The organism is Variovorax sp. MHTC-1, assembly GCF_003984645.1.
Lineage (GTDB): Bacteria > Pseudomonadota > Gammaproteobacteria > Burkholderiales > Burkholderiaceae_C > Variovorax.
Genome location: NZ_RWKI01000001.1, coordinates 371,100 through 388,884 on the forward strand (window position 1 = coordinate 371,100; position 17,785 = coordinate 388,884).

Sequence of the window (17,785 nt, forward strand, 5' to 3'; positions counted from 1 at the left end):
GGCTCAGTCGCCGTTGCGGACGCAGTCCGCGTAGTAGCGCTTCTTGCCGTTCTCGTCGATGCGCGCCACCAGGCCGTGGATGTCGGTCTCGAAGCCCGGGCATTCGGTGTTGAATTGCCGCGCGAACTTGAGGTAGTCGACGATCTTCTTGTTGAAGACCTCGCCCGGGATCAAGAGCGGAATGCCCGGCGGGTACGGCGTGATCAGGCTGGTGGTAATGCGGCCTTCGAGCTCGTCGATCTCCACGCGCTCGGTCTTGCGGTGCGCGATGTGCGCGTAGGCATCGCTCGGCTTCATCGCGGGCGTCAGGTCGCTCAGGTACATCTCGGTCGTCAGCCGCGCGACGTCGTAGCGCGCATAGAGCTGGTGGACGTGCTGGCACAGGTCGCGCAGGCCGAGTCGTTCGTAGCCCGGGTGTTGCTGGCAGAACTCGGGCAGGATGCGCCACATCGGCTGGTTGCGCGCGTAGTCGTCCTTGAACTGCTGCAGCGCAGTGAGCAGCGTGTTCCAGCGGCCCTTGGTGATGCCGATGGTGAACATGATGAAGAAGCTGTAGAGCCCCGTCTTCTCTACGATCACGCCGTGCTCGGCCAGGAACTTGGTGACGATGCTGGCGGGAATGCCGGTCTCGGCGAACTTGCCCTGCAGGTCCAGGCCCGGCGTCACGATGGTCGACTTGATCGGATCGAGCATGTTGAAACCGTCGGCCAGCTTGCCGAAGCCGTGCCAGTTGCGCGAGCCGTTCTTGCCGTTCGCGCCGGTGCGCGATTCGCCTTCCATGATCCAGTCGCTCGCGCGGCCGATGCCCTCTTCGACCAGCTTCTCGGGCCCCCAGACCTTGAACCACCATTCGTCCTCGCCGAACTCGGCTTCGACCTTGCGCATCGCGCGGCGGAAATCCAGCGCCTCGAGAATGCTCTCCTCCACCAGCGCGGTGCCGCCGGGCGGCTCCATCATCGCGGCGGCAACGTCGCAGCTGGCGATGATCGCGTATTGCGGACTGGTCGACGAGTGCATCAGGTAGGCCTCATTGAAGAGGTCGCGGTCGAGCGCGCGATTCTGCGAGTCCTGCACCAGCACGTGGCTGGCCTGGCTGATGCCGGCCAGGAGCTTGTGGGTCGACTGCGTCGCGAACACCAGCGACTCCTTGGGACGCACGCGCCGCTTGCCCATGGCGTGGTAGGCGCCGTAGAAAGGGTGGAAGGCCGCGTGCGGCAGCCAGGCCTCGTCGAAATGCAGCGTGTCGACGTAGCCGTCGAGCATGCCCTTGATGGTTTCGGTGTTGTAGATCACGCCGTCGTAGGTCGATTGCGTGAGCGTCATCACGCGCGGCTTGACCCGGTCGGCATCCACGTGCGAGAGCAGCGGATTGGCGCGGATCTTGGCCTTGATGGCCGCCGGCTCGAACTCGCTCTTCGGAATCGGGCCGATGATGCCGAAGTGGTTGCGCGTCGGCTTCATGAAGACGGGAATGGCACCCGTCATGATGATCGCGTGCAGGATCGACTTGTGGCAGTTGCGGTCGACCACCACCACGTCGTCGGGCGCCACCGTGTGGTGCCACACCATCTTGTTGCTGGTGCTGGTGCCGTTGGTCACGAAGAAGCAGTGATCGGCATTGAAGATGCGGGCCGCATTGCGCTCGCTGGCCGCCACGGGGCCGGTGTGATCCAGCAGCTGGCCGAGCTCCTCGACCGCATTGCAGACGTCGGCGCGCAGCATGTTCTCGCCGAAGAACTGGTGGAACATCTGCCCCACCGGGCTCTTCAGGAAGGCCACGCCGCCCGAGTGGCCCGGGCAATGCCAGGAATACGAGCCGTCTTCCGCGTAGTCGATCAGCGCCTTGAAAAACGGCGGTTGCACGCCTTCGAGGTAGCTCTTGGCTTCGCGGATGATGTGGCGCGCCACGAACTCCGGCGTGTCCTCGAACATATGGATGAAGCCGTGCAGCTCGCGCAGAATGTCATTCGGGATGTGGCGCGAGGTCTTGGTCTCGCCGTAGATGTAGATCGGCACGTCGGCGTTCTTGCGCCGTACTTCGCCGATGAAGTTGCGCAGGTTCAGCACCGCCGGGTCGAGGTCGGGGCCGACGGTGAACTCCTCGTCGTCGATCGACAGGATGAAGGCGCTGGCGCGGCTTTGCTGCTGGGCGAACTGGCTCAGGTCGCCGTAACTCGTGACGCCCAGCACTTCGAAGCCTTCTTTCTCGAAAGCCTGCGCCAGGGCGCGGATGCTGAGCCCCGAGCTGTTCTCGGAGCGGAAGTCCTCGTCGATGATGACGATGGGAAAGCGGAATTTCATGAGCGCGGCTCCGGACTGGCAAATAGGCGCGAAGTGTACGGAATTCAGATGAAGGAACTGGTCGGCTTTTGACTCAGAATGTCGTGCCTTCAATAAAGAGAGGAGTCGTCATGGCGAGTTCCACCGTCTGGTGGTTGATTGCGGGAGGGGCCATCGTGCTGGAGCTGCTCTCCGGCACGGTCTACCTTCTGCTGCTGAGCGCGGGCTTCGCCGCGGCGGCAATTGCGGCCCATGCGGGCGCCAGCCTGACCACCCAGTTGGTGGTCGCGGCGGTGGTCGGGGTGGGCGCCGTGCTCACCTGGCACATCATCCGCCGTCGGCGGCCGCCCGCGCCGTCGACCGGCGCCAACCGCGACGTCAACCTGGATATCGGCGAGAGCGTCTACGTCGACGCCTGGAATCCCGACGGCACCGCCATCGTGCGCTACCGCGGCGCGCAATGGACCGTGGTGCCCCGAGCCGGCATCACGCCCTCGATCGGCGAGCACCGCGTGGCCGAGGTGGTCGGCAGCCGCCTGGTCGTCGACAAGATCTGACAAGCAACAAGAACCCCCAAAAGGAAGCATTCATGGATCTCGCAATTCCCGTCGTCATCCTGGTCATCGCGATCATCGTTATCAGCCAGTCGATCAAGTTCGTGCCGCAGCAGAACGCCTGGGTACGCGAACGCCTGGGCAAGTACCACAACACGATGACACCCGGACCCAATTTCCTGATTCCCTTCATCGACAAGGTGGCCTACAAGCACAGCCTGAAGGAAATCCCGCTCGACGTGCCGAGCCAGATCTGCATCACGCGAGACAACACGCAGCTGCAGGTCGACGGCATCCTGTACTTCCAGGTGACCGATCCGATGCGCGCGAGCTACGGATCGTCCAACTACATCGTGGCCGTCACCCAGCTCGCGCAGACCTCGCTGCGCAGCGTGATCGGCAAGCTCGAGCTCGACAAGACCTTCGAGGAGCGCGACATCATCAACGCCCAGGTGGTGGCCGCCATCGACGAAGCCGCGCTGAACTGGGGCGTGAAGGTGCTGCGCTACGAGATCAAGGATCTGACGCCGCCGAAGGAAATCCTCCAGGCCATGCAGCGCCAGATCACGGCCGAGCGCGAAAAGCGGGCGCTGATCGCGGCCTCCGAAGGCCGCCGCCAGGAGCAGATCAACATCGCCACCGGCGAGCGCGAAGCCTTCATCGCGCGCTCCGAGGGCGAGAAGCAGGCGCAGATCAACAACGCGCAGGGCGAGGCGGCAGCCATCACCGCGGTGGCCGAGGCGACCGCCGGCGCCATCGAGCGCGTGGCGGCCGCGATCCGGCAGCCGGGCGGCGAACAGGCCGTGCAGCTCAAGGTCGCCGAGCGCGCGGTCGATGCCTACGGCAAGGTCGCGGCCGACGCCACGACCACGCTGATCGTGCCGAGCAACATGACCGAGACCGCCGCGCTCATCGCCTCGGCGATGCGCATGGTGCAGGCCGGAAAGACATCGAGCGCAGCCTGAAATCGACATCCCGTTCACGCGAGGCGGCGATGGCCGCTGCTACAATCGCGGGCTTCGGAGCGGTGGATGAGCGGTTTAAGTCGCACGCCTGGAAAGCGTGTGAGGGTTAATAGCCCTCCGCGGGTTCGAATCCCGCCTGCTCCGCCAGGAAAAACCGATCCAGTCCCCTCTCCTCGCACATGGGAGTCGTCTTGAAAGCCCCGTACCCCGGGGCTTTTTTGTTTGGGGGTCCCCGGGCGACAGAGTACCATCGCCTTACTTTTTCCTACCCCCCAGAAGGAGCCCGGATGGCCGGACAAAGCACACCGGATCGGGTCGCAGCGCCGCTCGATCGGACCCTCGAGAAGACCGAAGCGGTGGCTGCCGAGGTGCAGCGCGCGTCCGACGACCTGGCCATCATCAACACGGTGCTGGAACAGGAGCTTCCGGACGAAGCGCAGGTGGGCGATGTCGCGCAGGCCATCGAACACACCAGCCAGCTTGAAAAGAAGCTGGCCGAATCGGCCGAGACGCTCGCCGAAGTCAACGCCACCTTGGCTGAGGAGATCGAGAAGCGAACCGAGAGAGAGCGCGACGCTGGCTGAGGCATTCGTCGCGCAGTCGGGCCCGGCCCCCTTCGGCGGTCGAGCGTCCGTCTGCTTTCTCCTACGCAATGAGTTGGCAGGTGTCGCTAGGCATCCGGCATGCGCGCCGCGAGGCTGAGCCTTCTCCACAGCCCGGAAAGCACATGGCCCTTTTCACATTCCTCGTCGAGGACAACAGGACCATCCGGGAGAACCTGATTCCGGCCCTGGAAGATCTGGTGCACGCACGGATCGTCGGCGCGGCCGAGACCGAGAAGGACGCGATCGATTGGCTGGCCTCTCATGCGAGCGAATGGCAGTTGCTGATCGTGGACCTGTTCCTCAAGGAGGGCTCCGGCCTGGGCGTGCTGCGCAGCTGCAGGGGGCGCACGCCGGTACAGCGCGCCGTGGTCCTCAGCAACTACGTCAACCCGGACATCCGCGCACGCTGCATGGCGCTCGGTGCGGACGCCGTGTTCGACAAGTCGAAGGAGCTCGAAGCCTTCTTCGACTACTGCAACGACGCCGGCCGCGCGACACCATGAAAAAAGGGCCCGAAGGCCCTTTCTTCATTCTGGCAGCGGGCTGCTCAGCTCGCGCCGCGCACCACGGCGATCTGCGTGCGCGCACCACCCTTGTAGGTGTAGAGCGTCAGCGCACCGTTCTTGATGTCGCCCTTTTCGTCGAAGGCGATCGGGCCGGTCACGCCTTTGTACTGGATCTTGCCGAGTTCGGGCAGGTACTTGGCCGGGTCGGAAGAACCGGCCTTGACCATCGCTTCGGCCAGCACGTTGACCGCGTCGTAGACGTACGGCGCATAGATCTGCACGTCGACGCCGTTCTTGGCCTTGAACTTGGCCTTGAAGTCCTCGAGCGGCTGCTTGAAGTCGCCTTCGACACCGCCTGCTTCTGCGCAAACGACCATTTCCTCGCCGATCGCGTCGCCGGCCAGCTTGGCCAGTTCGCCGGTGCACAGGCCGTCGCCGCCCATGAACTTGACATTCATGCCGAGCTGCTTGACCTGCTTGAGCATCGGGCCGCCCACGGCGTCCATGCCGCCGAAGAACAGCACATCGGGCTTGGCGCCCTTGAGCTTGGTCAGGATGGCGTTGAAGTCGGTCGACTTGTCGGTCGTGAACTCGTGGCCGACGATGTTGCCGCCGGCGGCCTTGGCGGCCTTCTCGAATTCTTCCGCCACGCCCTGGCCGTAAGCGGTACGGTCGTCGATCACGGCGATGTTCTTGCCCTTGAGCGTTTCGACCGCGTATTTGCCCAGCGTGCCGCCGAGCTGCGTGTCGTCAGCCACCACGCGGAAGGTGGTCTTGAAGCCCTGGCGGGTGTACTTGGGGTTGGTTGCCGAAGGCGAGACCTGCGGAATGCCGGCATCGCTGTACAGCTTGGAAGCCGGGATGGTGGTGCCCGAGTTCAGGTGACCGACGATGCCGTTGACCTTGCTGTCGACCAGCTTCTGGGCCACCGCGGTGCCCTGCTTCGGGTCGGCGGCATCGTCTTCGGCGAGCAGTTCGAACTTGGCAACCTTGTCGCCGATCTTGAGGCCCTTGGCATTGAGGTCTTCGATGGCCATGCGTGCGCCGAATTCGTTGTCCTTGCCGAGGTGGGCGATGGCGCCGCTGGTCGGGCCCACATGGCCGATCTTGACCACCAGTGCATCGGCCGGAGGTGCGGCGGGCGCGGGTGCCGCTGCAGTCGGCGCGGGCGCGGCGGGCGCAGCTGCCTCTTCCTTCTTGCCGCAAGCCACGAGCGTGAGAGCAGCCAGTGCGACCGCAGTCCATTTCAATTGCATGGGAACCTCCAGAACATTGATAAGTAAGAGTACATAGCGGTCTGTCGATCCGCGTGCGAAGACTCAGCAAGTTCCGCGCCGCAGGACCTGTAGCGCCCCCGCGCTTTCGACCTGGCGCGCAGTTTAGCCCAAGCTTGGTGCGTCAAATGCTGGCGTAGACCCTGTGTTGTCAGAAAGCTCCTGGGCCAGCGCGTCGCTCACCAACGCACGCAAAACGGTCTCTATTTCGCCGCGCAAGCGCGGGATCATGGCGTCGAGCTGCTGCTGGACGGCAGCCGAGACTGCGTCGCTCAGGCGCTCTTCCAGCGACAGGTCGATGCGCTGCAAAACGCGGTGCAGCAACTGCTCTTCGAGCCGGAAGGCGTCGGCGTCCGACAGCAGCGCCTGGGGGTCCAAGGCGATTGCTTGCGAGGGCTCGGGCGCCGCAGGTGGGACCGGCTCCGGCTCCGCCACGGGCTCGGCACCGGCCGCAGGCTCGGGCGGCAGCTCCAGCACGGTCGTCAGCGTGGGCACGAAACGCGGAGGGGTGCGCTGCATCAGGCGGTACTCCCGGCAAAGTCATGGCGCTGGATCGCATAACCGCGTTCTGCGTAGTGTCTCCAGCGCTTGCGGCCCGCGAGCCGGTCGGCGTCGTCGGCGCTCACGATGTCGATCAGGCGTTCGAAGCGTTCGAAGCCGGAGGGCAACTCGACGCCGAGATTCACCAGCACCTGCTGATGCGGCAACGGCGCAGCACCGCTTTCGGCCAGCACGACCGGCGAACGTGCCACCGTGTGCGGCTCGCCGTCGCTGCGGCAATGGGCGATGAACTCGGCCGGCGCAAAGGTCCACAGGGCCAGGTCGACCGCCTCCAGCATCTGCGCATCGGCCACCACCACCACACGCGCGCCGCGCGCGCCCACGGCCTTGCGCAGCAGCCGGCAGGCGTAGTTCACCTTGTCCGGCGTGTTGAAGTGGAAGTCGATATCGGTCACGCTGTCGCCCGGGTCTTCTTGGGGCTCTTGCGCGACTTGCGCGGCGCTGCCTTCACAGCTGCCTTGCGGGCGCGGTCCAGCAGGTAGGTCAGCAGCAGCCCGACCGGCCGTCCCGTCGCGCCCTTGGACGAGCCGCTTTTCCAGGCGGTGCCGGCGATATCCAGATGAGCCCATTGGAAGTCGCCCGCGAAGCGCTGCAGGAACTTGGCGGCGGTGATCGCCCCGCCCGCGCGGCCGGCGATGTTGGCCACGTCGGCGAAATTGCTCTTGAGGCCCTCGGCGTAATCCTCGTCCAGCGGCATGCGCCAGCACCGGTCCTGCGCCTCTTCGCCGGCAGCCTCGAGCGCAGCGGCCAGCGTGTCGTCGCTGGCAAAGAGACCGCTGCGCACGCCGCCCAGTGCGATCACGCAAGCGCCGGTCAGGGTGGCGATGTCGATCACGGCGGCCGGCTCGAAGCGCTTGGCATAGTTCAGCGCGTCGCACAGGATCAGGCGGCCTTCGGCATCCGTATTGAGCACCTCGATGGTCTGGCCGCTCATGCTCGTCACCACGTCGCCGGGCTTGACCGCGCGGCCGCCGTTCATGTTCTCGCACGACGGAATCAGCCCGACCACGTTGAGGGCGGGCTGGATGTCGCCGAGCGCGCGGAACACGCCCAGCACGCTCGCAGCGCCGCACATGTCGAACTTCATCTCGTCCATCTCGGCCGCCGGCTTGAGCGAAACGCCGCCGGTGTCGAAGGTGATGCCCTTGCCGACCAGGACCACGGGCGCCTCATCCCTGGGCGCGCCCTGGTAGCGCAGCACGATGAAGCGCAAGGGTTCGGCCGATCCCTGGGCCACCGCGCCGAACGCGCCCATGCCGAGCTTCTCGACTTCCTTCGGACCCAGCACCTCGCACTTCACTTGCGGGAGCGCGGCCAGCTTGCGCGCCGCATCGGCCAGCAGCGAGGGCGTGCAATGGTTGCCGGGCCGATTGCCCCACTCCTTGGCCAGTTCGATTCCCGCGACCATCGCCGCGGCCTCGTCGAAAGCCTCTCTCAGCGGCCCCGCGTCCGTGACGCCGAAGCCCAGGTAGCGGATCGAACGCGGCTCGGCCTTCGACTTGGTGGTGGTGTAGACGTAACTCGCGTCGGCGGCCGCGGTGATGGCAGAGCGCAGGCCGGCGGCGTCCGCGGCCTGCGCGAAGACGATGAGGACGCGCTTGGGATCGCCGGCCTTGGCCGCACTGACCGCGGCGAGCACGCCGGTGCGGACCGACGCGGGTTTGCCATCGCCCACCGAAGCCAGGACCACGCGCGGTGCCGCGACGCGCGCCGGTCGGTACAGCGGCAGCAGCTTGCCGGCCTTGTCCGGCAGGTCGCCGGCCTTGCGGGCCTCGGCGACCAACATGGCGATAGCATCCTTGGAGGGGGTGGTGCCGGCGGCAACGAGCACGATCAGCGCATCGGCTTTTTCGGCGGCAGCCTGAGCGGTGGAGAGGGTCTTGAGTTGAAAGTCCATAATCCTTTTTTTCCCTCGACGATGTTATTCCATTCCTCTTTACGCAAGGAGCTGTCCCGCAGCTTCGGGGCCACCCTCGTGGTCCTCGCCACCATCGTGATGACCATGATGCTGATCCGCACGCTCGGACTGGCATCGCGGGGCAGCGTGAATCCGTCCGAGGTGTTCCTCGTGATGGCATACACGGTGCTCGGCTACATGCCGACGATCCTGAGCCTCAGCCTGTTCATCTCGATCGTGGGCACCCTGTCGCGCATGTACCGCGACAGCGAGATGGTGATCTGGTTCTCGAGCGGACGCGGCTTGGCCGATTTCGTGCAGCCCCTGTTCCGCTTCGCCTGGCCGGTGCTGCTCCTGATCGCCGTGTTCGCGCTGGTGGGCTGGCCATGGGCCAACTCGCAGACCCAGGGCATGCGCGAACAATACCAGCGCCGCGGCGACATCGAGCGCGTGTCGCCCGGCGAGTTCCGCGAGTCGGCCGGGCGCAACCGCGTGTTTTTCATCGACAAGGACACGCCGGACGGCGCCACTGCCAACAACGTCTTCATCTCCTCGATCGAGCGCAACATGCAGTACATCACCTCGGCCCGCAGCGGGCGGATAGAGGACGTCGGAGAGTCGCGCTACCTCATGCTTAGAAACGGCCAGCGCGTTTCGCGGACGCTGGACGGGACGGAGCTCAAGATCAGCGAGTTCGACACCTACGGCACCAAGATCGGCGGCGACGAGGGGGTGTCGGCAGACACGAGCCCGGTGCGCACCCGCACCACGCTGACGCTGCTGCGGGAGCCGAACGCGACCAATCGCGCCGAGCTGGCCTGGCGCCTCGGCATGCTGTTCGCGGCCATCAATTTCGTGCTGCTGGCGCTGACCCTGTCGAGCGTGAATCCGCGCGTCGGCCGCAGCGGCAACCTGCTCTTCGCGCTGTTTGCCTTCGTCCTCTACTACAACATGCTCAATCTCGGCCAGAACTGGGTGGGCTCCGGCCGCTACAGCATGGGCGGCTTCATGCTGGCGCTGCATGGTGGCGCGCTGCTGCTCGGCCTTCTCTGGCTTGCCAAGCGACACTTCAACTGGAGCCGCCCGCGCATGCGGCCCGCAACGCCGCCCCACGCGTGAAAACCATTCGCCGACTGATCTATGTGGAGGTGCTGAAGGCCGTGGCCTTCGTCACCCTCGGTTTCCTGAGCCTGTTCTTCTTCTTCGACTTCGTCGACGAGCTGCAGTCGATCGGCAAGCCGGGGAGCGGCGCATACGGCGCCGCCCAAGCCCTGGTTTTCGTGACGCTGCTGATCCCGAGCCACCTGTACGAGCTGCTGCCGATCACCGTGCTGATCGGCACCATCTTCGTGATGGCGCGGCTCGCCCAGAGCTCCGAATACACGATCCTGCGCACCAGCGGTCTCGGGCCGTGGCGTGCGCTGCGCACGCTGCTGGTGCTCGGGCTCGGCTTCGTGTTCCTGACCTTCGCCGTCGGCGACTACATCTCGCCGGCCTCGGACCGGACCGCCCAGCTGCTCAAGTCGCGCTACCAGGGGGTCTTCACGCTCGCGGGCAACACGGGTGCCTGGCTGAAGGAAAAGCAGGGTGACATGTCCTACGCGGTCAACGTCGTTTCGATGGCGCGCGACGGCACGCTGAAGAGTCCGCGCATCTTCGAGTTCGACGGCAAGGGCTTCGTGACCTCGCAGACCACCGCATCCTTCGCGCGCATCGTCGACGGCTACTGGGCGCTCTTCGGGGTCGAGCAACAGCAGTACGACACCCGCAATGCGGCCGACCGGGCCCGCATCGTCACCACCAAGCTTCCGGCGCTGGACTGGCCCAGCTCGCTCACGCGCGAGATGGTGTCGGTTGCCCTGCTGCGCCCGGACCGCATGCGAACGCTCGACCTGTTCGAATACATCCAGCACCTCAATGCCAACGGGCAGACCGCGCAGCGCTACGAGATTGAGTTCTGGCGCAAGGTGTTCTACCCGCTGTCCTGCCTCGTGATGGTGGTGCTCGCCCTGCCCTTCGCCTACCTGCATTTCCGCCAGGCGGGCATCACGGCCTATGTGTTCGGCGGCGTGATGATCGGCATCAGCTTCTTCCTGTTGAACAACGTGTTCGGCTACCTGGGCAACCTCAGCAACTGGCGGCCCTGGATCACGGCGGCGGCGCCCGGCCTGATCTACACGGTGATGTCGCTGGCCGCTTTCAGCTGGCTGGTGCTGCGGCGGTAGTAGCCATGCAGGCGGCGACAGGCATCGTGCTTTTTGCGCATGGTTCGCGCGACGAGCGCTGGCGCGCGCCGGTAGAGGCCGTGGCGCGCCGCGTCGCGGCGCTCGATCCCTCGGCCCGCGTCGCCTGCGCCTATCTCGAACTGGTGACCCCGGATCTGCCAACCGCAGCGGCAGAATTGATTGCCGACGGAGCCGTCTCCATCCGCGTGGTGCCGCTTTTTCTCGGCATAGGTAAGCATCTGCGCGAAGACCTGCCGCGCTTGCTCGACGACTTGCGTGCCGCGCACCCGGGCGTCGTCTTCTCGCTCGCGCAGGCGGTGGGCGAAGAGCCAGAGGTGATCGATCTGCTGGCTCGGGTGGCGCTCAAATTCTGAAACATGCGGCACCTTCGATAGACAGGGAAGGCATAATGAATTCCGAAATAAGACGGAATTTGTTATGAATCTTCACCAGTTCAAATTCGTGCAAGAAGCGGTTCGGCGCAACCTCAATCTGACCGAGGCGGCCAAGGCGCTTCACACCTCGCAGCCGGGCGTGTCCAAGGCCATCATCGAACTCGAGGAAGAGCTGGGCGTGGAGATCTTCGCGCGCCACGGCAAGCGCCTCAAGCGGGTCACCGAACCCGGACAGCATGTGCTCGCGAGCATCGAGCTGATCATGCGCGAGGTCGGCAACCTCAAGCGCATCGGCGAGCAGTTCAGCGCGCAGGACAGCGGCACCCTATCGATCGCCACCACGCACACGCAGGCGCGCTACGTGCTGCCGGTGCCGGTGGCGAAGCTGCGCGAGGCCTATCCCAAGGTCAACGTGAGCCTGCACCAGGGCTCGCCCGACCAGGTGGCGCGCATGGTGATCGACGAGATCGCGGAGATCGGCATCGCGACCGAATCGCTGTCCGACTACGCCGATCTGGTGACCATCCCCTGCTACGAATGGCAGCACGTGCTCGTGCTGCCCAAGGAACATCCGCTCGCGAACAAGGAACGCATCTCGCTCGAGGACATCGCGGCGGAGCCGATCATCACCTACCACCCCTCCTTCACCGGGCGCACGCGCATCGACCATGCGTTCGCGCACAAGAAGCTCACGCCGCGCATCGCGCTCGAGGCCATCGACTCCGATGTCATCAAGACCTACGTGCGGCTCGGCCTCGGCGTCGGCATCGTGGCCGAGATGGCGGTGCGCGACGACTCCAATGCCGACCTCGTGGTGCGGCCGATGGGCCATGTGTTCGGCACCAACATTGCGCGCGTCGCATTCAAGCGCAGCGCCTACCTGCGCAACTTCGTCTTCAAATTCGCCGAGCTGCTCTCCGACCGGCTCGATCGCAACCTGATCGCCAAGGCCTTGAGCGGTCACAACCAGGACTACGAGCTATGAGCAACGCAGGGCCGCCCCAAGTGGCGAAAGCCCCCTCGGGGGGCAGCGAGCACACGAAGTGCCGAGCGTGGGGGCCAACATGAGCAGCGCCCCCGCCCGGACCCCCGACGTCCGGACCAAGCTACCCGCCGTCGGCACCACCATCTTCACCGTGATGTCGGCCCTGGCGGCCGAGAAGAAGGCGGTGAACCTCGGCCAGGGATTTCCGGACTTCGATTGCGATCCGAAGCTGCTCGAAGCCGTCACGCAGGCAATGGCAGCCGGCCACAACCAGTACCCGCCGATGCCCGGCATTCCCGCGCTGCGCGAGGCGATCGCCGCGAAGATCTCGGCGCTCTACGGGCACCGCTACGATCCGAACACCGAGATCTCCGTCACTGCCGGCGCCACCCAGGCCATCATCACGGCGATCCTCGCGGTGGTGCGCGCGGGCGACGAAGTGATCGTGCTCGAACCCTGCTACGACAGCTACGCGCCCAACATCGACCTGGCCGGCGGCACCGTGGTGCGCGTGCCGCTCACGCCCGGCAGCTTTCGCCCCGACTTCGACAAGATCGCGGCCGCCATCACGCCGCGCACGCGCGCCATCATCGTCAACACGCCGCACAACCCCAGCGCCACCGTGTGGACCGAAGCGGAGATGCGCCGGCTCGACGAACTGCTCGCGCCCACCGACGTGCTGGTGATCAGCGACGAGGTCTACGAGCACATGGTCTATGCCGGCGCGCGCCATGAAAGCGCGGCGCGCTTTCCGGGGCTCGCGGCGCGCACATTCATCGTGAGCAGCTTCGGCAAGACCTACCATGTGACCGGCTGGAAGGTCGGCTACGTGGCCGCGCCGGCGGCGCTCAGCGCCGAGTTCCGCAAGGTGCACCAGTTCAACGTGTTCACCGTGAACACGCCCATGCAGCATGCGCTCGCGAGCTATATGGCCGACCCCGCGCCCTACCTCGAGCTCCCGGCCTTCTACCAGCACAAGCGCGACCTGTTCGCAGCCGGCCTGGCGAAGACGCGGCTCAAGCTGCTGCCCAGCGCGGGCACCTACTTCCAGTGCGTGGACATCAGCCAGGTCAGCGACCTGGGCGAGTCCGACTTCTGCCAGTGGCTCACGAGCGAGATCGGCGTCGCCGCCATTCCGCTCTCGGCCTTCTATGCCGACGGCTTCGACCAGCGCGTGGTGCGCTTCTGCTTCGCGAAAAAGGACGAAACGCTGCAAGTTGCCATCGACCGACTGGCGCGGCTCTGACACGAACGGTAGGAGAGTCCTGACCGCCGGAGGGCGCGCCTTCCGGCGACGGACTCGCGTTTCGACGCCCAACATGAGGCTCCAACACAAAAGGCCTAGGAGAAATCATGTCGCTCTCAATGATCCTGCTGATCGTTCTGGTCCTGCTTCTGATCGGCGCATTGCCGAGCTGGGGCTACAGCCGCAGCTGGGGCTATGGCCCGAGCGGTGGCCTGGGCCTCGTGCTGCTGGTGGTGATCGTGCTGCTCCTCATGGGGCGCATATAGCGGATGCGCACCCCCACTCGAACGCTTGAAAGCAAAGCCCGCTCCGGCGGGCTTTTTTTTTGCCCGCGCCGAAGTCAGCTCTCGAGCTGCACCCACAGCTTGTCCAGCCGCTTGACGCTGACCGGCTGCGGCGTGCGCAGCTCCTGCGCGAAGAAACTCACGCGCAGTTCCTCGAGCAGCCAGCGAAACTCGCTCATGCGTTCGTCGAGCGCACCCTTGCGCTCGGCCAGCAGGCGCCAGTAGCGCTGCTCCTGCGGCCGCAGCTCCGCGAGCCGCTGTGCGTCGCGCGCCGGGTCGGCCCGCAGCTTGTCCAGGCGCAAGATGATGGCCTTGAGATAGCGCGCAAAGTGCGCCAGCCGCGGCCAGGGCGTGTCGGCGATGAAGCGCTTGCCGACTAGACGCTGCAGCTGCTGCGCCGCGTCGGCCGTGGCGGCGGGCTGGATCTTCGTCTCCTTGATCTTGCGCACGGCCAGCGTGTACTCGGCAAGGATGGCGCCGGCCAGCCGCGCGACCTCGTTGGCGATCAGCGTGAGCCGCCCGCGGCCTTCCTCCACGCGCTGCTTGAAAGCCGCCCCGTCGGCCGGCAGCGGCTCCTGCAGGAAGGCGCGCTCGAGCGCCACGTCGACGATCTGGGCGCGCAGTTCCTCGGCCGTGCCGAGCGGCATGTAGGCGACCGCCATCTTCTGCAGATCGGGGATGTTCTTTTCGAGGTACTTGAGCGCATCCTTGAGCTGCAGCGCGAACAGGCGGCGCAGGCCGGCGCGATGCTTGGCGGCGGCCACCGCAGGCTCGTCGAAGACCTCGATCGTCACCGCGTCGCCGTCATCGACCAGCGCCGGAAAGCCGATCAGCGACTGCGCGCCGCGCCGCACTTCCATCAACTCCGGCAGCTCGCCGAAAGTCCATGCCGTGTAGCGCTGGCCTGCCGGCAGCGCGGGCGTTGCAGGCGCCTTGGCCACGGCCTTGTTCTCGGCCGGCGCAGACGCTTCGGGCTTGCCGACGGAGGCCTTGACGTTGATTCCCGCCAGCGCCTGGAACGCACCGCGCGCTTGCGAGCCGAGCTCCGCCTTCAGCGCGCCGAGGCTGCGCCCCATGCCGAGCTGGCGGCCGTGCTCGTCGACCACGCGCAGGTTCATGAACAGGTGCGGCGGCAGCATGTCGAGCTTGAAGTCGGTCCGCTTCACGTCGAGGCTGGTCTGATCGCGCACGCGTTTGAGCAGCGCATCGGTCAGCGAACCGTGGCCGAAGACTTCGGGTGCGGCCAGTTGCTCCGCGAGGCGCGCGGCCGATTCCGGCAGTGGCACCAGGCGGGCGCGCGGCTTCTGCGGCAGGCTCTTCAGCAGCGCCTGCACCTTGTCCTTCAGCATGCCGCTCACCAGCCATTCGCAGCGCTCCTCGCTGACCTGGTTCAGCACGAAGAGCGGCACGGCGACCGTCAAGCCGTCCTTGGCATCGCCGGGCTCGTGCAGGTAGGTCGCGGCGCAATCGACGCCTCCCAGCCGGACTGTCGGCGGAAAGGACTGTGTCGTGATGCCGGCGGCCGTGTGCCGCATCAGCTCCTCGCGCGTCAGGAACAGCAGCCGCGGCTGCTCCCTCGACGCTTGCCGGTACCAGCTCTCGAAAGCGAGACCGCTCGAGACATCGGGCGGCAACTGGGCGTCGTAGAAGGCGTAGATCAGTTCGTCATCGACCAGCACGTCCTGCCGGCGCGACTTGTGCTCCAGGCCCTCGACCTCGCGCACCAGCTTGCGGTTGGCCGCGAGAAAGGGCAGCTTGCTCTCCCACTGCCCGTGGACCAGCGCTTCGCGGATGAAGATCTCGCGCGCAGCCACCGGGTCGACCTTGCTGAAGTCCACGCGACGTCCGCTGTAGACCACCAGCCCGTAGAGCGTGGCGCGCTCCAGCGCCGCCACCTGCGCACTCTTCTTCTCCCAGTGCGGGTCGAGCAGCTGCTTCTTGAGAAGGTGGCCCGCGACTTGTTCGAGCCACTGCGGCTCGATGTTCGCGATGCCTCGGCCGAACAGCCGCGTAGTCTCGACCAGCTCGGCGACGACGATCCAGCGGCCGGGCTTCTTCTTCAGATGCGCGCCCGGATGGCGGTAGAACTTGATGCCGCGCGCGCCGAGATAGGCCTCGTCGTCTTCCAGCTTCCAGCCGATGTTGCCGAGCAGGCCGGAGAGCATCGAGAGATGCAGCGGCTCGTAGCCTGCCGGCTCGCTGTTGATGCGCCATTTGTGCTCGGTGACCACCGTGAGCAGCTGCGAATGGATGTCGCGCCATTCGCGCACGCGGCGCACGTTGATGAAGTTCTGCCGCAGCAGCGACTCGTACTGGCGATTGCTCAGCTTGTGCGTGTCGCCATGGCCGCCGCGCGCATCGTGGATCCACTTCCACAGCCGCAGATACCCGCTGAACTCGCTCTTCTCGTCGTCGAACTTCGCATGCGCCTGGTCGGCCTGCTGCTGCGCTTCCATCGGCCGGTCGCGCACGTCCTGCACCGACAGGGCGCTGGCGATCACCAGCACCTCTTCGAGCGCGCCGCGCGTGCGCGCCTCCAGGATCATGCGGCCGACCCGCGGGTCGAGCGGCAGCCTGGCCAGCTCGGCCCCCATCGGCGTGAGCTCGTTCGCATCGTCGACTGCGCCAAGCTCGTTGAGCAGCTGGTAGCCGTCGGCGATCGCGCGCCGCTGCGGCGCTTCGAGAAAAGGAAAGCGCTCGACGTCGCCCAGCCGCAGCGACTTCATGCGCAGGATCACGCCGGCCAGCGAGGAGCGCAGGATTTCCGGATCGGTGAAGCGCGGCCGGTTTTCGAAATCCTTCTCGTCGTAGAGCCGGATGCAGATGCCGTCGGCGACGCGGCCGCAGCGCCCCGCACGCTGGTTGGCCGCAGCCTGGCTGATCGGCTCGACCAGCAGTTGCTCCACCTTGCTGCGGAAGCTGTAGCGCTTGACGCGCGCGGTACCCGCATCGATCACGTAGCGGATGCCCGGCACGGTCAGCGAGGTCTCGGCGACGTTGGTGGCCAGCACGATGCGGCGACCCGTGTGGCCGTCGAAGATGCGGTCCTGCTCGGCCTGCGACAGGCGCGCGAACAGCGGCAGCACCTCGGCGCTGCGCATCAGCGGCTGATGGCTCAGATGCTTGCGCAGATGGTCGGCGGCCTCGCGGATCTCGCGCTCGCCCGGCAGGAAGACCAGGATGTCGCCGGCGTTGTGCGGGTCGCGCCAGAGCTCGTCGACGCCGTCGGCGATGGCGTTGGTGAGGTCGTAGTCGCGCGATTCCTCGAAGGGGCGATAGCGCTGTTCCACCGGAAACATGCGGCCCGACACCATGATCGTGGGAGCAGGCATCAATGGCCCCCACGCTCCGCGCTGCGCGTCGTCGCTGCCCCCCGAGGGGGCCGCGCCCGCCTTGGGGCGGCCCGGCGCCGGGCGAGCCGACGCGAAATGCTGCGCGAAGCGGTCCGCATCGATGGTGGCCGAGGTCACGATGACCTTGAGGTCCGGCCGCCGCGGCAGGATCTCGCGCAGGTAGCCCAGCAGGAAATCGATGTTCAGCGAGCGCTCGTGCGCCTCGTCGATGATCAGCGTGTCGTAGGCCTTGAGCAGCGGATCGGTCTGCGTCTCCGCCAGCAGGATGCCGTCGGTCATCAGCTTGACCGAGGCATCGCGCGACAGGCGGTCCTGGAAGCGCACCTTGAAGCCGACGACCTCGCCCAGCGGCGTCTTGAGTTCTTCGGCGATGCGCTTGGCCACCGACGATGCGGCGATGCGCCTGGGCTGCGTGTGGCCGATCAGCCGGCCCTTGCCGGGGGGCGCATTGAGCTTGCCGCGCCCGAGGGCCAGCGCGATCTTGGGCAACTGCGTGGTCTTGCCCGAACCCGTCTCGCCGCAGACGATCACGACCTGGTTCGCCTCGATGGCGGCCATGATTTCGTCGCGCCGGGCCGACACCGGCAGGGATTCTGGAAACTCGATTCGAAGAGGGGACGAAGACAAGGCTGGCAGTTCGGGGAAAATCATCGAT

General features: G+C 66.1%; 16 protein-coding genes and 1 tRNA gene. 11 read left to right on the forward strand and 6 right to left on the reverse strand.

The features are described from left to right. Nucleotides 1–3 precede the first annotated feature (3 nt). Nucleotides 4–2,301, reverse strand: a complete 2,298-nt coding sequence (locus EJI01_RS01735) for an arginine/lysine/ornithine decarboxylase (RefSeq protein WP_126835387.1) — start codon at nt 2,299–2,301, stop codon at nt 4–6. A gap of 110 nt (nt 2,302–2,411) precedes the next feature. On the opposite strand from EJI01_RS01735, the gene EJI01_RS01740 reads away from it, so the two are divergent. The 5 genes from EJI01_RS01740 to EJI01_RS01760 all read left to right on the forward strand — a co-directional run bounded on the left by EJI01_RS01740 (nt 2,412) and on the right by EJI01_RS01760 (nt 4,907). Continuing rightward, a complete protein-coding gene (locus EJI01_RS01740; RefSeq protein ID WP_126835388.1) occupies nt 2,412–2,837 on the forward strand; it encodes an NfeD family protein in 426 nt (141 codons plus the stop codon). 32 nt (nt 2,838–2,869) lie between these two features. After that, on the forward strand, nt 2,870–3,799 hold the full coding sequence (locus EJI01_RS01745) for an SPFH domain-containing protein (RefSeq protein ID WP_126835389.1): 930 nt from the start codon (nt 2,870–2,872) through the stop codon (nt 3,797–3,799). 56 nt (nt 3,800–3,855) lie between these two features. Beyond that, nucleotides 3,856–3,946: transfer RNA gene (locus tag EJI01_RS01750), tRNA-Ser, on the forward strand. Between the two features lie 140 nt (nt 3,947–4,086). Beyond that, the gene (locus EJI01_RS01755) at nt 4,087–4,383 is read left to right on the forward strand and encodes a hypothetical protein (RefSeq protein WP_126835390.1); all 297 of its coding nucleotides are present in this window, start codon (nt 4,087–4,089) and stop codon (nt 4,381–4,383) included. A gap of 143 nt (nt 4,384–4,526) precedes the next feature. Next, entirely contained in the window at nt 4,527–4,907 is a 381-nt protein-coding gene (locus EJI01_RS01760; RefSeq protein WP_126835391.1) for a response regulator, read from the forward strand. 44 nt (nt 4,908–4,951) lie between these two features. On the opposite strand, the gene EJI01_RS01765 is transcribed toward EJI01_RS01760, so the two are convergent. The 4 genes from EJI01_RS01765 to EJI01_RS01780 all read right to left on the reverse strand — a co-directional run bounded on the left by EJI01_RS01765 (nt 4,952) and on the right by EJI01_RS01780 (nt 8,642). Beyond that, nucleotides 4,952–6,166: a branched-chain amino acid ABC transporter substrate-binding protein gene (locus tag EJI01_RS01765; protein ID WP_126835392.1), complete on the reverse strand. Its 1,215-nt coding sequence runs from the start codon at nt 6,164–6,166 to the stop codon at nt 4,952–4,954. A gap of 123 nt (nt 6,167–6,289) precedes the next feature. Next, entirely contained in the window at nt 6,290–6,703 is a 414-nt protein-coding gene (locus EJI01_RS01770) for a hypothetical protein (protein WP_126835393.1), read from the reverse strand. Continuing rightward, on the reverse strand, nt 6,703–7,140 hold the full coding sequence (locus tag EJI01_RS01775) for a DNA polymerase III subunit chi (RefSeq protein ID WP_126835394.1): 438 nt from the start codon (nt 7,138–7,140) through the stop codon (nt 6,703–6,705). The genes EJI01_RS01770 and EJI01_RS01775 overlap by 1 nt, the downstream gene beginning before the upstream one ends. Next, the gene (locus EJI01_RS01780; protein ID WP_126835395.1) at nt 7,137–8,642 is read right to left on the reverse strand and encodes a leucyl aminopeptidase; all 1,506 of its coding nucleotides are present in this window, start codon (nt 8,640–8,642) and stop codon (nt 7,137–7,139) included. Before EJI01_RS01780 ends, EJI01_RS01775 begins: the two co-directional genes overlap by 4 nt. A 21-nt stretch (nt 8,643–8,663) precedes the next feature. Between EJI01_RS01780 and lptF the strand changes: the two genes are divergently transcribed. The 6 genes from lptF (at nt 8,664) to EJI01_RS01810 (ending at nt 13,759) form a co-directional block, all read left to right on the forward strand. Further along, entirely contained in the window at nt 8,664–9,761 is a 1,098-nt protein-coding gene (gene lptF, locus EJI01_RS01785) for an LPS export ABC transporter permease LptF (RefSeq protein ID WP_126835396.1), read from the forward strand. Further along, nucleotides 9,758–10,867 (forward strand): LPS export ABC transporter permease LptG, encoded by a 1,110-nt coding sequence (gene lptG, locus EJI01_RS01790; protein ID WP_126835397.1) that lies wholly within the window; start codon nt 9,758–9,760, stop codon nt 10,865–10,867. Before lptF ends, lptG begins: the two co-directional genes overlap by 4 nt. A gap of 5 nt (nt 10,868–10,872) precedes the next feature. Continuing rightward, nucleotides 10,873–11,241 carry a sirohydrochlorin chelatase gene (locus EJI01_RS01795; protein ID WP_126835398.1) on the forward strand — a complete coding sequence of 123 codons (369 nt, stop codon included), beginning with the start codon at nt 10,873–10,875 and terminating at the stop codon, nt 11,239–11,241. Nucleotides 11,242–11,305: 64 nt separating this feature from the next. Beyond that, on the forward strand, nt 11,306–12,247 hold the full coding sequence (locus tag EJI01_RS01800) for a CysB family HTH-type transcriptional regulator (protein WP_126835399.1): 942 nt from the start codon (nt 11,306–11,308) through the stop codon (nt 12,245–12,247). Nucleotides 12,248–12,326: 79 nt separating this feature from the next. Beyond that, nucleotides 12,327–13,493 (forward strand): pyridoxal phosphate-dependent aminotransferase, encoded by a 1,167-nt coding sequence (locus EJI01_RS01805; RefSeq protein WP_126835400.1) that lies wholly within the window; start codon nt 12,327–12,329, stop codon nt 13,491–13,493. A 107-nt stretch (nt 13,494–13,600) separates the two neighbouring features. Beyond that, on the forward strand, nt 13,601–13,759 hold the full coding sequence (locus tag EJI01_RS01810) for a DUF3309 family protein (protein ID WP_126835401.1): 159 nt from the start codon (nt 13,601–13,603) through the stop codon (nt 13,757–13,759). Nucleotides 13,760–13,833: 74 nt separating this feature from the next. On the opposite strand, the gene hrpA is transcribed toward EJI01_RS01810, so the two are convergent. Next, entirely contained in the window at nt 13,834–17,781 is a 3,948-nt protein-coding gene (gene hrpA / locus EJI01_RS01815; RefSeq protein WP_126835402.1) for an ATP-dependent RNA helicase HrpA, read from the reverse strand. Nucleotides 17,782–17,785: the final 4 nt, after the last annotated feature.

Bases quoted from the DNA above. Each gene is read 5' to 3' on its own strand.
- EJI01_RS01735 (WP_126835387.1), bottom strand. From the start codon at position 2,301: ATGAAATTCCGCTTTCCCATCGTCATCATCGACGAGGACTTCCGCTCC.
- EJI01_RS01740 (WP_126835388.1), top strand. From the start codon at position 2,412: ATGGCGAGTTCCACCGTCTGGTGGTTGATTGCGGGAGGGGCCATCGTG.
- EJI01_RS01745 (WP_126835389.1), top strand. From the start codon at position 2,870: ATGGATCTCGCAATTCCCGTCGTCATCCTGGTCATCGCGATCATCGTT.
- EJI01_RS01755 (WP_126835390.1), top strand. From the start codon at position 4,087: ATGGCCGGACAAAGCACACCGGATCGGGTCGCAGCGCCGCTCGATCGG.
- EJI01_RS01760 (WP_126835391.1), top strand. From the start codon at position 4,527: ATGGCCCTTTTCACATTCCTCGTCGAGGACAACAGGACCATCCGGGAG.
- EJI01_RS01765 (WP_126835392.1), bottom strand. From the start codon at position 6,166: ATGCAATTGAAATGGACTGCGGTCGCACTGGCTGCTCTCACGCTCGTG.
- EJI01_RS01770 (WP_126835393.1), bottom strand. From the start codon at position 6,703: ATGCAGCGCACCCCTCCGCGTTTCGTGCCCACGCTGACGACCGTGCTG.
- EJI01_RS01780 (WP_126835395.1), bottom strand. From the start codon at position 8,642: ATGGACTTTCAACTCAAGACCCTCTCCACCGCTCAGGCTGCCGCCGAA.
- lptF (WP_126835396.1), top strand. From the start codon at position 8,664: ATGTTATTCCATTCCTCTTTACGCAAGGAGCTGTCCCGCAGCTTCGGG.
- EJI01_RS01795 (WP_126835398.1), top strand. From the start codon at position 10,873: ATGCAGGCGGCGACAGGCATCGTGCTTTTTGCGCATGGTTCGCGCGAC.
- EJI01_RS01800 (WP_126835399.1), top strand. From the start codon at position 11,306: ATGAATCTTCACCAGTTCAAATTCGTGCAAGAAGCGGTTCGGCGCAAC.
- EJI01_RS01805 (WP_126835400.1), top strand. From the start codon at position 12,327: ATGAGCAGCGCCCCCGCCCGGACCCCCGACGTCCGGACCAAGCTACCC.
- EJI01_RS01810 (WP_126835401.1), top strand. From the start codon at position 13,601: ATGTCGCTCTCAATGATCCTGCTGATCGTTCTGGTCCTGCTTCTGATC.
- hrpA (WP_126835402.1), bottom strand. From the start codon at position 17,781: ATGATTTTCCCCGAACTGCCAGCCTTGTCTTCGTCCCCTCTTCGAATC.